The following is a 13121-nucleotide window of genomic DNA, read 5'->3' as shown; positions in this document are numbered from 1 at the left end:
GGATGCGGGCGGGCGGGGTGGGCGGGCCCCGCGGTGATCGCCTCGGGCATCACGGCGCCACACCGGGGGCGCCGCGGCCCGCCCCGGTACGCCGTCGCGCGGTCGCGGCCGGGGCAGGTCGGATCAGGTCAGGTCAGGTCAGCGGCGGACTCGGGGCATGCCCAGGCCGATCCAGGAGATGATCTCGCGCTGGATCTCGTTGTTGCCGCCGCCGAAGGTGAAGATCACGGCGCTGCGGTAGCCGCGTTCGAGTTCGCCGTGCAGGACCGCTCCGGCGGAGCCGTCCTTGAGGGAGCCGGCCGCGCCGACCACCTCCATCAGCCAGGCGTACGCGTCCCTGCGCGCCTCGGAGCCGTAGACCTTGACGGCGGAGGCGTCCTGCGGGGTGAGGGCGCCGGACTGCACGGCGTTCACCATCTGCCAGTTGAGCAGCTTCATGGCGTCGAGACGGGCGTGGGTGCGGGCCAACCGGCCCCGCACCCAGGACAGGTCGATGACCCGTCGGCCGTCGGCGAGTTTGGTATCCGCCGCCCAGCGCTGTACGTCGTGCAGGGCGCGGATGGCCATGGTGCCGTGGGCCGCGAGGGTGACCCGTTCGTGGTTGAGCTGGTTGGTGATCAGCCGCCAGCCCTTGTTCTCCTGGCCCACGCGGCGGCTCGCGGGGACCCGGATGTCCTCGTAGTAGCTGGCGGTGGTGTCGTGCGAGGCGAGGGTGTTGATCAGGGTGCAGGAGTATCCGGGGTCGGCGGTCGGTACGAGGAGCATGGTGATGCCCTTGTGCGCGGGGGCGTCCGGGTCGGTGCGGACGGCGAGCCAGACCCAGTCCGCGGTGTCGCCGTTGGTGGTCCAGATCTTCTGTCCGTTGACGACGTAGGTGCCGCTCTCCTCGTCCCCCTCGCGCACGGCCTTGCACTTGAGCGCGGCGAGGTCGGTGCCGGCGTCCGGCTCGCTGTACCCGATGGCGAAGTCGATCTCGCCGGACAGGATCCGGGGCAGGAAGTACGCCTTCTGCTCCTCGCTGCCGAACTGCATGATCGTGGGGCCGACGGTGTTGAGGGCCATCAGCGGTAGCGGGACGACCGCCTGCGCGGCCTCGTCGAAGAAGATGAACTGGTCCATGGGCGACATGCCGCGCCCGCCGTACTCCTCGGGCCAGCCGACGCCGAGCCAGCCGTCCGCTCCGAGCCGGCGGATGGTTTCCCGGTAGAAGCGCTTCTGGGCGGCCGGGTCCTCGTAGCGGGCGTAGACGTCCTGCGGCACGAGCTCGGCGAAGTAGGCGCGCAGCTCGGTGCGCAACTGCTGCTGCTCAGGCGTGTATTCGAGGTGCACGGCCCCTCCGGGAGTCTCGCGGTCCAACCGGTCGCTGTGATGGCGGCGGTCAGACTAGAACCCGTTACAAGAATTCGGAAGGGGGAGGCGGAGGTGGCGTCCGGGCCCCCGACCCCCGCCTCTCCGGTGACCAGTGCCGCGGCGTCGAGGCGGCCGTCGGCGAGGCGGGCCGGGGTGGCGCCGAACTCCAGGGGCGGGTACCCCGGAGGAAGCCGCCCGGATGTGCCGCTCCGGCGCGCCACTCAGGTGTGGCGCTCAGGTGTGCCGCTCAGGTGTGGCGCTCAGGTGTGCAGGAGGACGACGTCGAACCAGACGAGGTCGCGGCCCGCGTCGAGGCGGTAGGTGCCCGACGGTGCGACCGAGGGCCCGGGTCGGTTCGCGGCCGCGTCGAACCCCGGGCTGCCCTGCCACCGCGCGCCGGCCGGGACGTGGGCCCGCAAACGGGCGGGCGGGTCCGGGAGTTCGGCCGGCCCGAAGGCGTGGCCGGAGCCTTCGACGATCCGCGCGGCGGCTCCGGGCCGCATCCGGGCGATGCCGACGAGCCGGATCCGGGAGTCCGGGCCGGGAAGGAAGCGGTCGGCGGAGGAGGCGTCGATGTCGTAGCCGAGCCAGTGCGGGTCGGCGAGCGGTCCGAGGGCCGGCTCGAAGCGGCTGTTCAGGGGTGCGGGGTCGGTCCGCACGCGCTGCCGGTCGGGCTCCGACCCCGACTCCGACCCCGGGTGCGGGTCCTGCTGCGGGCCGGGCCACAGGGCGGCCGCGCCGGCGGCGGTGAACAGCAGCGCGGCCCCACCGGTGAGGGCGAGGAACCGGCGGCGGTCGCCCCGGCCGGGGGCGCGGCCCCGTTGGTCGTCCATGGTCCCCGCCCCCGCTCCCCCGCCGCCGGCCGCAGGTCCGGGGCGGCCGGGCCCGCCCGGTGCCCCGTCCCGTCAGTTCAGGGCGCTGATCATAGCCTCGGCCGTGTCCGCCATGGCGGTGCGGGCGGCCGTGAGGTAGGGCCGGGGGTCGGCCGGGGTCAGGTGGGCGCGGATCGCCCCGGTCATGGCGACGTTCAGGGCGGTGCCGATGTTGACCTTGCGGATGCCGCCGGCCACCGCGGCGGCGAGTTCGGTGTCCGGCAGGCCGGAGGAGCCGTGCAGGACCAGGGGTACGTCGACCGTCTTGGCGAGTCGGGCGAGGAGTGCGTGGTCCAGGGCGGCGGTGCGGCTGGTCATGGCGTGGCTGCTGCCGATGGCGACGGCCAGGGCGTCCACGCCGGAGTCGGCGACGAACCTGCGCGCCTCGTCCGGGTCGGTACGGGCGCCGGGCGCGTGCGGGTCCAGCGGGGCGGCGCCGTCCTTCCCGCCGACCTCGCCCAGTTCGGCCTCGATCCACAACCCGTTGACGTGGGCCCAGTCGGCGGCGGAGCGGGTGGCCTCCAGGTTCTCGGCGTACGGCAGGTGCGCGGCGTCGTACATCACCGACCCGAACCCGGCGTCCACGGCGCGGCGCAGCAGGTCGGGGCTCTTGACGTGGTCGAGGTGCAGGCCGACGGGCACCCGGGCGGCCTCGGCGCAGGCCGCGGCGGCGCGTGCGATGGGCAGCAGGGCGCCGCCCCGGAACTTCACGGCGTTCTCGCTGAGTTGGAGGATGACGGGGAGCCCGGCGCGTTCGGCGCCCTCGACCACGGCTTCTGCGTGCTCCAGGGTGATGATGTTGAAGGCGGCCACGGCGCGGCCGCCGGCGGCGGCCTCCGCGACGAGGGTCCCGGTGGTGGTGAGGGTCATCGGACGGCTCCCTCGGCGTGGGTGAGGACGACCGAGCGGGTCAGGTTGCGGGGCGCGTCGGGGTCCAGGCCGCGGTGCGCGGCGACGGCGACGGCCAGCCGGTGGACGCGGACCAGTTCGGCGAGCGGGTCGAGTGTGCCGGCCACCCAGGCGGCGCCGGTACCGAGGACCTGCTCGGCGATGCCGTCGGGGGCGTCGCCCAGTGACCAGGTGACGGAGCCGGGGCCGGTGACGCTGACGGGGCCGTGCCGGTACTCCATGGCCGGGTAGGCCTCGGCCCAGGACAGGGCGGCCTCGCGCATCTTGAGGGCGGCCTCGTGGGCCAGTCCGACGCTCCAGCCGCGGCCGAGGAAGGTGAACTGGCCCCGGGTTTCGGCGCCCGCCGGCAGCGGGGCGCCGAGCGCGGTACGGGCGTCGGCGACGGCGGCCGGGGTGTGCGCGCCGACGTGGGCCCGGAGCAGGGTGAGGGCGGTGGTGGCGAACCGGGTCTGGACGACGGAGCGTTCGTCGGCGAAGTCGAGGACGACCAGTTCGTCCGCGAGGGCGATCACCGGGGTGTCGGGGTCCCCGATGACGGCGGTGGTGGGCACCCCGGCCTCCTTCAGCCCGGCGAGGAGGTCCAGTACCTCGGTGGTGGTCCCGGAGCGGGTCAGTGCCACCACCCGGTCGTAGCGCCGGTGGCGGGGGAACTCGGAGGCGGGGAAGGCGTCGGTCTCACCCTGTCCGGCGTCCTCGCGCAGTGCGGCGGCCGCCTGCGCCATGTAGTACGAGGTTCCGCACCCGACGATAGCGGTGCGTTCTCCGGGCTTCGGCAGTACGGCCCGCCGGGACGGGGCCAGTTCGGCGGCCCGTTCCCAGCAATCGGGCTGCGTGGCCAACTCGTTCGCGACGTGACTCATGCGGGCTCCCTGCGCCGTGGGTGCGTGTTCCTGCAAGGTAGCGGGCCCTTTCGCGCAACTTCAAGCATCTTCGGGGTGGCGGCCTGGGTTAATCTCGACGACGGGGCCGAAGCGGCGGCCAGGGGAGAACTCGGGAGGGCGCCATGACCCGCAAGGAACGCTGGCAGAGACTGCTGGACCTGCTGGTGGAGCGGGGCGGGCTGGAGGTGGAGCCGGCCGCCGAGCTGCTCGGCGTGTCCGCCGCGACGATCCGGCGCGACCTGGACCAGCTCGCGGAGCAGCAGCTCCTGGTCCGCACGCGCGGCGGGGCGGTGCCGCACGGGGTGTCGTACGAACTGCCCCTGCGCTACCGGACGTCCCGCCGGGCCGCCGAGAAGCAGCGGATCAGCGAGGCGGTCGCCGCGCTGATCGCGCCGGGCGAGGTGATCGGCCTGACCGGCGGCACCACGACCACGGAGGTCGCCCGCGCGCTGGCGGCCCGCCCGGACCTGGCCACGGGCTCCCCCGCGCTCACCGTGGTCACCAACGCGCTGAACATCGCGAGCGAGCTGGTCATCCGGCCCCAGTTCAAGATCGTGCTGTCGGGCGGGGTGGCCCGGCCCCAGTCGTACGAACTCACGGGCCCGCTGGCCCAGGAGACGCTCGGCCGGCTCACCGTGGACACGGCGGTCCTCGGGGTCGACGCCTTCGACCCGGCGGACGGGGCGGCCACCCGGCACGAGGACGAGGCGGCGGTGAACAGCCTGCTGTGCGAGCGGGCGCGCCGGGTGGTGGTCGCGGCGGACTCCTCGAAGCTCGGCGTCCGCGCGTTCGCCCGCATCTGCCCGACCGCCGCCGTGGACGTCCTGGTCACCGACACCGGCCTCCCGCCCGAGGTCGCGGCGGAGTTCGAGGCGGCGGGAGTGCAAGTGGTCCGCGTCTGACACCGGGACGCGGGGCAGGCCCCGCCCGGGCGCCGAGCACGCCCCAGCACGCCCGGGCGCCCACCGAACGCGCCCCCGCCGGACGCCGGGCACGCCCGCGCGGACGCCGACCGCATCCCACCGGACGCCGAACACGCCGCCGGGGAGGGCGAGTCCGCCCGCGCCGACGCCGCCCCCTCCCCCGGGAGCGCGGCGGGGCAGCCGTCGCCCGCTGCGGAACGCGCGGACCTGCTGCGCTCCCGGGTCGACCTCTGGGGCGAACCGGAGAAACTCGCGCGCCGCACGGACGACCTCGCCGCGGCCCTGGAGGACGCAGGCGTGGTCGTCGCGGGGAGGTGGCGGGGGGGGTTGCGGCCCCACGGGGGACACCGCGCACTGCCGCGGCACGCCGCGACCCTGCTGGCGGTGGCCGACCGGCCGGCCCGGGACGGCCGGGTCGGCGCCGGCCTGCCGGCCGCCGCCCTCGTGGCCGGGACGGGCACCGTGCTGAGCCGGCCCGAGGAGTGTGGGGTACTGCTGCGCGCGCTGCGCAGGCATCCGCGACCCGACGTACGGCACGAGGCGTTCCGCGTCCTGACGGAGGCGGAGTGAGGACGGCAGCCGGCTGAGGCCGCGACCGGCGGCGCCGGCCGATCCGCGCGGGCGGCCGGGCGACGGCTCCGCCCCCCTCCGGCCCGCCCCCGCCTCAGTGCGCCGGCAGCCGCTCCGCCTCGCGGACCAGGGCCGCGAGGACCGGGGCGATCAGCGGATGGGACGCGGCGCCGCGTCGGGTGGCGGCGAAGACGCGGCGGGTCGCGGCGGGCCCGGCGACGGGCAGGACCCGGGCCTCCTTGAGGTCCATGCCGCGCAGCGCCGAACGCGGGACGAGGGCCACGCCGGCCCCGGCGCCGACCAGGGCGGTGACGGCGCGGAAGTCGTCGGAGGAGTGCGCGAACCGGGGCTGGAAGCCCGCCAGTTCGCAGGCCAGCAGGGTCACGTCGTAGCAGGGGTTGCCCGGGTGCTGCCCCACCCAGTCGGCGTCGGAGAGGTCCGCCAGCGCCACGGTGGGCAGGTCGGCGAGCGGGTGCCCGGCGGGCAGGACCGCGTCGAAGGGTTCGGCGTACAGCGGGACGAGCGACAGCCGGGCGTCGTCGGCGCCGGGTCCGCCCCGGTACTCGACGGCCAGGGCGACGTCCGCCTCCCCGTCGAGCAGCATCGGCAGGCTCTGGTCGCCCTCCGCGTCCCGGACGCGGAGCCGGATGCCCGGGTGTTCCCGGCCCAGCCGGGCGAGGGCGGGTGCCAGCACCTCGGCGATGCCCGTCGCGAACGCGGCGACGGTGACCTCGCCCGCCGCGCCGCCCGCGTACGCGGCGAGTTCGGCCTCGGCGCGCTCCAGCTGGGCCAGCACCTCGTGGGCGTGGCCCAACAGGATCTCCCCGGCGGCGGTGAGCCGCACGCCCCGGCCGCTGCGGGTGAGCAGGGTGTGGCCGGTCTCCTGTTCCAGCGCGGCGAGCTGCTGGGAGACGGCGGACGGGGTGAGGTACAGGGCTGCGGCCGCGGCGGTCACCGTACGGTGGTCCGCCACGGCCCGCAGGATGCGCAGCCGGCGGGGGTCGATCACGCCCCCATGATGTCAGCCCCGAGCAGCGGCGAGAGCCGCGCGGGCGTCCACGAACGCGGCCACCGCGCGCTCCACGTCGGCCGTCGAGTGGGCCGCCGAGAGCTGCACGCGGATGCGGGCCGCGCCCAGCGGGACGACCGGGTACGAGAAGCCGATCACGTACACGCCGCGCTCCAGGAGCAGCTCCGACATCCTCGCCGCCTCGGCCGCGTCGCCGATCATGACGGGGGCGATGGCGTGGTCGCCGGGCAGGATCTCGAAGCCCGCCTCCGTCATCTTCGAGCGGAACAGCGCGGTGTTGGCCGCGAGGTGCTCGCGCAGGTCACCGGCCGACTCCAGCAGGTCGAGGACCTTGAGGGAGGCCGCCGCGATGACCGGGGCGAGGGAGTTGGAGAAGAGGTACGGGCGCGAGCGCTGGCGCAGCAGCGCGACGATCTCGGCGCGGGCGGCCACGTAGCCGCCGGAGGCGCCGCCGAGGGCCTTGCCGAGGGTGCCGGTGATGATGTCGACGCGGTCCATGACCCCGTGGAGTTCGGGGGTGCCGCGGCCGCCGGGGCCGACGAAGCCGACGGCGTGCGAGTCGTCGACCATGACCATGGCGTCGTAGCGCTCGGCGAGGTCGCAGATCTCGGCGAGGGGGGCGACGTAGCCGTCCATGGAGAAGACGCCGTCGGTGACGACGAGCTTGCGGCGGGCGCCGCCCTCGGTGGCTTCCTTCAGGCGGGCTTCGAGCTCGCCGAGGTCGCGGTTGGCGTAGCGGAAGCGGCGGGCCTTGGACAGGCGGATGCCGTCGATGATGGAGGCGTGGTTGAGGGCGTCGGAGATGACCGCGTCCTCGGCGCCGAGGAGGGTCTCGAAGACGCCGCCGTTGGCGTCGAAGCAGGAGGAGTAGAGGATCGTGTCCTCCTGGCCGAGGAAGGAGGACAGCCGCGCCTCCAGCTCCTTGTGCACCTCCTGCGTGCCGCAGATGAAGCGGACCGAGGCCATGCCGTAGCCCCAGCGGTCCAGCGCGTCCTTCGCGGCCGCGACGACCTCGGGGTGGTCCGCGAGGCCGAGGTAGTTGTTGGCGCAGAAGTTGAGGACCTCGCCCGGGGCGCCGCCCGCGGTCACCGCGACGGCGGCGTTCTGCGGGGTGCCGATGACGCGCTCGGGCTTGTGCAGGCCCGCGGCGCGGATCTCGTCGAGGGTGGTGCGCAGGTCGTCGCGGACGGACTCGAACATGTGCGGTGCTCCTTGTGCGGCGAAGGGGGGCCGGGCCCCGCGGAGGGGGGAGGGTGTGCGGGGCCCGGCCGGAGGGAGATGGTCGGGGGGACCGGTCCGGCGTTACGCCGTCCAGTCCAGGATGATCTTGCCGCTGCGGGCGGTGGCGGCCTCGTCGAAGGCGGCCTCGAAGTCGCGGTGCGAGTAGCGGCCGGTGATGACCGGGGACAGGTCGAGCCCGCCCTCCAGCAGCACGGTCATCGCGTACCAGGTCTCGAACATCTCGCGGCCGTAGATCCCCTTGATGGTGATCATCGAGGTGACGACCTTCGCCCAGTCGACGGCGAACTCCTGCGCCGGCAGGCCCAGCATGGCGATGCGGCCGCCGTGCGTCATGTTGTCGATCATGTCGCGCATGGCCTCGGCGCGGCCCGACATCTCCAGGCCGATGTCGAAGCCCTCGCGCAGGCCGAGCTGCGCCTGCGCGTCGGCGATGGAGGAGTCGGCGACGTTCACCGCGAGGGTGGCGCCCGCCTTGCGGGCGATCTCCAGCCGCTCCGGGCTGACGTCGGTGATGACCACGTTGCGCGCGCCGGCGTGCCGGGCCACGGCCGCCGCCATGATGCCGATCGGGCCCGCGCCGGTGATCAGGACGTCCTCGCCGACCAGCGGGAAGGACAGCGCGGTGTGCACGGCGTTGCCGAACGGGTCGAAGATCGCCGCCACGTCCAGGTCCACGGACGTCCGGTGGACCCACACGTTCTGCGCGGGCAGGACGACGTACTCCGCGAAGGCGCCGTCGCGCCCGACGCCCAGGCCGACCGTGCTGCGGCACAGGTGGCGGCGGCCGGCCAGACAGTTGCGGCACCGTCCGCACACCAGGTGGCCCTCGCCGCTGACCAGGGCGCCCAGCTCGATGTCGCGGACGTCCGCGCCGAGCGCCGCGACTTCGCCGACGAACTCGTGGCCGAGGACCAGGGGCGTCTTGACCGCGCCCTGCGCCCAGCCGTCCCACGAGCGGATGTGCAGGTCCGTCCCGCAGATGCCGGTCCGCAGCACCTTGATCAGCACGTCGCCGGGGCCGTACTCGGGCTCGGGAACGTCCATGAGCCACAGCCCGGGCTCGGCCTTGTGCTTGACGAGTGCCTTCATGGGGTGGCTCCAGGCATGCGGGAGGGGGCGCCGGGGCCGGTGGGGCCCGGGTGGCGTCGTTGACGTGCACCAATGTGCCGATTCGGACGGTGATCAGTCCATCGAGACTTTCTTAAGCGGGTCGACAGCGCAGCTTCACGCCTATGCTCCTCGGGTGACGGGGCAGGGGCCCGGGACCGGGGTCCGGGGCAGGGGAAAAGGGGAGGTGAGGGGCGTGCCGAGTCTGCGCAGCAGGGCGCTTTCGGCCGCGCTGATCGCGACGGGGCGGCGAAGACGGTTCGCCAGTGCGGAAGCGGTGCGGGCCCGGGTGGCGGAATCCGCCCGCCGGCCGTCTTCGCACCTGCCGCCGCGGTCGCTGGGCCGGGTCGCCGAGGTCTCGCGGACCTTCGTCGGAGCCTGGCCCGTGTACGACGTCTCCCCGCGCGGGGAGGAGCCCGTGACGCAGGTGTTGTTCGTGCACGGCGGCGCGTACATCAACGAGTTGGTCCGGCCCCACTGGTCGATGATCCGCACCCTGGTCACCCGGGCGGGGGCCCGGGTCGTCGTACCGGCGTACATCCTTGCCCCGCGCGGCACCGCCGACCGGACGGTCCCGGTGGCCGCCGACCTGCTGAGCGGTCTGATCGAGGGCGGTGGCGCCGGCGGGACGGTGCTGATCGGGGACTCCGCGGGCGCCGGACTGGCGTTGGCCGCCGCGCAGCGGCTGCGGGAGCGCACCGGCGCGCAGCCGTCCCGGATCGTGCTGATCTCCCCCTGGCTGGACCTGACCATGAGCCACCCGGGCCAGGCCGCGATCGAGCCGGGCGACCCGATGCTGGCCCGGCCGGGCCTGGTGGAGGCGGGCCGGCTGTACGCGGGCGTCCTCGCCCCCGACGATCCCCGGGTCAGCCCGCTGCACGGCTCCTTCGCGGGACTCGCGCCGATGACGGTGTTCACCGGCACCCGGGACGTGCTGACGACCGACAGCCGGGAGCTGCTGCGCCGCGCCCGGGGGGCCGGGGTGGAGGTCGAGTGGCACGAGGAGGCGGGCCTGCCGCACGGCTACCCCCTCATGCCCATCCCGGAGGGCCGGACGGCCCGGGACCGGATCGTGGAACTGGTACGGGCCTCGGCCACGGACGGCTCTCCTTGACCCGGTGCCGCCGGGACGCGGCCGGCGGACGGTCGTCGCGTCAGGCCGTGCAGGTCATCAGGGAGCTGACCGGCCAGGCGCGGTAGGCCGTCCAGTAGGCCTCGTCGCGGGAGGAGTCGGCGGGCGGGGTGCGGCTGGGCTGCCAGCCCACCGTGGTGAAGCCCGCGTCGACGGCGGCTTCGGCGAAATCGGCGTGCGCCCATTCCCGGTACTCGAAGTGCAGCGGCGGTTCGGTGAGGAACTGCGCCTTCAGCAGCGCCGGCGCCTTCCCGTCCGGCACCCGGTCCAGGATGCGCATCCCGTACGGGGACCAATCGACGCGCGGGAAGGCGCCGGGGTTGCGGACGAGGGAGAGCAGCCGACCGCCGGGTCGCAGGTTGGCCCGGATCCCGCGGAACATGGCGTGCAGGGCGGTCCGGTCGGGGGCGTGGCTGAACAGGTAGACGGCGGTCGCGAGGTCGAACGGGCCCAGGTGCGGCATGGCGGCGGCGTCGGCGACGACGTACTCCACCGGGCCCGGGGCGCCCGCGCCGTGCCGCTCCCGGGCCAGCCGGACGCGGTCGGGGCAGTTGTCGACTCCCACGGTCCGCCGGGCCCCGCCGCTCGCCAGCAGTCCGGCGGAGCCGCCGTGGCCGCAGCCGACGTCGAGGGTGTCGAGGTCACGGACCCCGCCGAGGGCGTCAAGGGCGGTGCGGAGCGTGAAGGCGTCGGCCGCGGAGAAGGCCGTGCCGGGTGCGGGGTGCGCGAGGGTGTCGTACGGCTGGTGCATGCGGGCATGCCTCCCCGCCGCCGGCCCGGGTGACGGCCGGGGTACCGGGTGCGTCCCTCGGACGGGGGAGGCGTTCGGGTCAGTCGGTACGGCGTACGGGGCGGGGTGCGCGCGGCCGGGGCTGTACCCGGTGTCCGGTCGGCCGGTGTCCGGGCGGGGCGGCGTGGGGTCGCCCGTCGGGGTGCGGGTCGCGGCGGCGGGGGCGCATGCTGACTGTGTGACGGCGAGACCGGACAGCGGCGGCCCACCCCCCGGCGCCACGGCCGGGGTGCTGGCGCGTGCCACCGTCGGGGCCGTGGCGGACCTGGGCGGGTTCGCGGGCGGGGTGTACCTGCGTACGGACAGTGAGGGCCTGCTGCGGATGGCCGTGCTCGCCGGACTGCCCGGACAGCTGTTCCGGCCCTGGTGGCGGATGCAGGTGAACCGGCCGTACCCGGTCGCCGAGTCCTACCGCTCCGGCCAGTCGGTGCACCTGCACGACGGCGAGGCGTCCATGCGGCGCTTCCCCCAGCTGATGGCCGGCCTGCCGTTCACCTTCGCCTCCCTGTACGAGCCCGTCACCGCGGGGCCGGAGCGGTTCGGGGTGCTGATGGTGCTGCGCCCGGCGACCCCGGGGGTACCGGTCGGGACCGAGGACCGGGAGCGGCTGCGCAGGGCCGCGGACCGGCTGGCCAGGGACCTGGCCGCGCTGGCCGCCGACGGCGAGCGGGTGTCCTGGAACGCCGACCCGATCTGCCTGCCGTCGCCGCCGGCGCCGGGTGACGCCCGGGAAGCCGTGGACCGGCTCCCGCAGGCGGTGCTGTCCGTGGACCGGCAGGGCAGGATCGGCTTCGCCAACACCGCCGCCCGGCAGTTGCTCGGGCCGGGCGAGACACCGCTGCGGGGGCGCGTCCTGTGGGAGGCACTGCCGTGGCTCGGCCACCCCGGGTACGAGGACCACTTCCGGGGCGTGTTCCTGTCCGCCGACCCGGTCCACTTCGCCGCCCGGCGCGGCACCGACCCCGAGCAGGAGTGGCTGTCGGTGAGCCTGCTCCCCGGTCCGGGCGGGCTGACGGTGACGATCGGCTCCGCCGAGAAACCCGCCTACGCGCCCGCATCGGTGGCCAACCCCGGCTCCGGGTTGGGTTCGCCGGCCGACAGCGCCTCGGCCCTGTACCGCCCGGTGGCCCTCGCCATCGCCCTGACCGAGGCGGTCACCGCGCGCCAGGTGTCGGCCGTCGTCACCGACGAGCTGCTGCCCGCCTTCGGGGGCCGCCAGCTGGCCATCTACCTCCTCGACGAACGGCACCTGTACCTCGCTTGGGAGACCGGGTTCCCCGCCGGCTTCCTCGACCGCTTCGACGGGGTCTCCCTCGGCGTCCGGCTCCCCGGGGTGGAGACCCTCACCTCCGGCCGGCCGCTGTTCTTCGAGTCGATGCAACACCTGGCCGCCGCCTACCCGGGCATCCCTATGGACGCGGACGTGGGGGCCCGCGCGTTCCTCCCGCTGATCGCCTCCGGCCGACCGGTGGGCTCCTGCATCCTCGGCTTCGACGCCCCGCGCGGCTTCAGCCCGGAGGAGCGTACGGTCCTCACCGCGCTGGCCGGACTGATCGCCCAGGCCCTGGCGCGGGCGCGGCGCTACGACAACGAGGCGGCGCTGGCACGCGGGCTCCAGGCCGCCCTGCTGCCGCACCGGCTGCCGGTGCTGGCGAACGTCGCGACCGTGGGCCGCTACCTGCCCGGCACCGACGGCATGGACGTGGGCGGCGACTGGTACGACGTCATCGCCACCAGGGCGGGGCCGCTGGCCCTGGTCATCGGGGACGTCCAGGGCCACGGGGTGTCCGCCGCCGCGACCATGGGCCAGCTGCGCAGCGCGGTACGGGCCTTCGCGCTCAGCGGCAACGCGCCGGAGGAGGTCATGCGGGGCACGAACCAGCTGCTGATCGATCTGGACCCCGGCCAGTTCGCCAGCTGCTGCTACGTCCTGCTCGACCCGGAATCCGGCCGCGCCCTGGCCGTCCGCGCCGGCCACCCCCAGCCCCTGCTGCGCCACGCCGACGGCCGCACCGAGGTGCTGGACCTGCCGGGCGGGGTCGTCCTCGGCATCGACGCGGGCGGGGAGTACCCCGTGACCGAACTGCGCCTGGAGCCGGGCGCGGTGCTCGCGCTGTACACGGACGGGTTGGTGGAAACGCCGGGTACGGACATCGACGCGGGCGTGGAGCGGTTGCGGGCCGCCCTGGCGGCCGCCCGGCCGTCCCCGCTGACGGAGATGGCCGACCGGCTGGTCGGCGAGGCGGGCGACACCGCGGACCGGCCCGACGACATCGCCCTCCTCCTCGCGTCCCGTACGCGGGCTCCGTAGGGCG

Annotated in this window: 12 protein-coding genes; 4 read left to right on the top strand and 8 right to left on the bottom strand. The window is 75.1% G+C overall.

Annotation, left to right across the window (positions count from 1 at the left end; translation table 11 throughout):
- Window positions 1–138: 138 nt before the first annotated feature.
- The 4 genes from ACZ4XJ_RS12640 to ACZ4XJ_RS12625 all read right to left on the bottom strand — a co-directional run bounded on the left by ACZ4XJ_RS12640 (window position 139) and on the right by ACZ4XJ_RS12625 (window position 3991).
- Window positions 139–1329 (bottom strand): acyl-CoA dehydrogenase family protein, encoded by a 1191-nt coding sequence (locus tag ACZ4XJ_RS12640; protein WP_468496151.1) that lies wholly within the window; start codon window positions 1327–1329, stop codon window positions 139–141.
- 281 nt (window positions 1330–1610) lie between these two features.
- Window positions 1611–2183, bottom strand: a complete 573-nt coding sequence (locus ACZ4XJ_RS12635; RefSeq protein WP_362883267.1) for a hypothetical protein — start codon at window positions 2181–2183, stop codon at window positions 1611–1613.
- A gap of 72 nt (window positions 2184–2255) precedes the next feature.
- Window positions 2256–3092, bottom strand: coding sequence for a class II fructose-bisphosphate aldolase (locus ACZ4XJ_RS12630; RefSeq protein ID WP_362883269.1), 837 nt, complete (start codon window positions 3090–3092; stop codon window positions 2256–2258).
- Window positions 3089–3991 (bottom strand): SIS domain-containing protein, encoded by a 903-nt coding sequence (locus ACZ4XJ_RS12625; RefSeq protein WP_468496150.1) that lies wholly within the window; start codon window positions 3989–3991, stop codon window positions 3089–3091. The genes ACZ4XJ_RS12630 and ACZ4XJ_RS12625 overlap by 4 nt, the downstream gene beginning before the upstream one ends.
- Before the next feature lie 143 nt (window positions 3992–4134).
- Between ACZ4XJ_RS12625 and ACZ4XJ_RS12620 the strand changes: the two genes are divergently transcribed.
- Together ACZ4XJ_RS12620 and ACZ4XJ_RS12615 are read left to right on the top strand one after the other, a co-directional pair.
- Entirely contained in the window at window positions 4135–4914 is a 780-nt protein-coding gene (locus ACZ4XJ_RS12620) for a DeoR/GlpR family DNA-binding transcription regulator (protein WP_362883272.1), read from the top strand.
- A 348-nt stretch (window positions 4915–5262) separates the two neighbouring features.
- Complete coding sequence (locus tag ACZ4XJ_RS12615; RefSeq protein WP_362883274.1) at window positions 5263–5505, top strand: hypothetical protein; 243 nt, start codon at window positions 5263–5265, stop codon at window positions 5503–5505.
- Window positions 5506–5599: 94 nt separating this feature from the next.
- On the opposite strand, the gene ACZ4XJ_RS12610 is transcribed toward ACZ4XJ_RS12615, so the two are convergent.
- From ACZ4XJ_RS12610 to tdh, 3 genes are all read right to left on the bottom strand, one after another.
- On the bottom strand, window positions 5600–6514 hold the full coding sequence (locus ACZ4XJ_RS12610; protein WP_468496149.1) for a LysR family transcriptional regulator: 915 nt from the start codon (window positions 6512–6514) through the stop codon (window positions 5600–5602).
- 12 nt (window positions 6515–6526) lie between these two features.
- Window positions 6527–7735: a glycine C-acetyltransferase gene (locus ACZ4XJ_RS12605; protein ID WP_362883278.1), complete on the bottom strand. Its 1209-nt coding sequence runs from the start codon at window positions 7733–7735 to the stop codon at window positions 6527–6529.
- A 102-nt stretch (window positions 7736–7837) separates the two neighbouring features.
- On the bottom strand, window positions 7838–8866 hold the full coding sequence (gene tdh, locus ACZ4XJ_RS12600; RefSeq protein WP_468496148.1) for an L-threonine 3-dehydrogenase: 1029 nt from the start codon (window positions 8864–8866) through the stop codon (window positions 7838–7840).
- 214 nt (window positions 8867–9080) lie between these two features.
- On the opposite strand from tdh, the gene ACZ4XJ_RS12595 reads away from it, so the two are divergent.
- The gene (locus ACZ4XJ_RS12595) at window positions 9081–9998 is read left to right on the top strand and encodes an alpha/beta hydrolase (RefSeq protein ID WP_362883281.1); all 918 of its coding nucleotides are present in this window, start codon (window positions 9081–9083) and stop codon (window positions 9996–9998) included.
- 40 nt (window positions 9999–10038) lie between these two features.
- Here the strand turns inward: ACZ4XJ_RS12595 and ACZ4XJ_RS12590 are convergent, their stop codons facing one another.
- Window positions 10039–10767: a class I SAM-dependent methyltransferase gene (locus ACZ4XJ_RS12590; RefSeq protein WP_468496147.1), complete on the bottom strand. Its 729-nt coding sequence runs from the start codon at window positions 10765–10767 to the stop codon at window positions 10039–10041.
- A 217-nt stretch (window positions 10768–10984) separates the two neighbouring features.
- Between ACZ4XJ_RS12590 and ACZ4XJ_RS12585 the strand changes: the two genes are divergently transcribed.
- Window positions 10985–13117, top strand: a complete 2133-nt coding sequence (locus tag ACZ4XJ_RS12585) for a SpoIIE family protein phosphatase (protein ID WP_468496146.1) — start codon at window positions 10985–10987, stop codon at window positions 13115–13117.
- Window positions 13118–13121 lie beyond the last annotated feature (4 nt).

This window comes from Streptomyces sp. NPDC029836, from assembly GCF_055574495.1.
The sequence above is the reverse complement of the archived record's forward strand: the minus strand, read 5'-3'. Positions and strand labels throughout refer to the sequence as shown.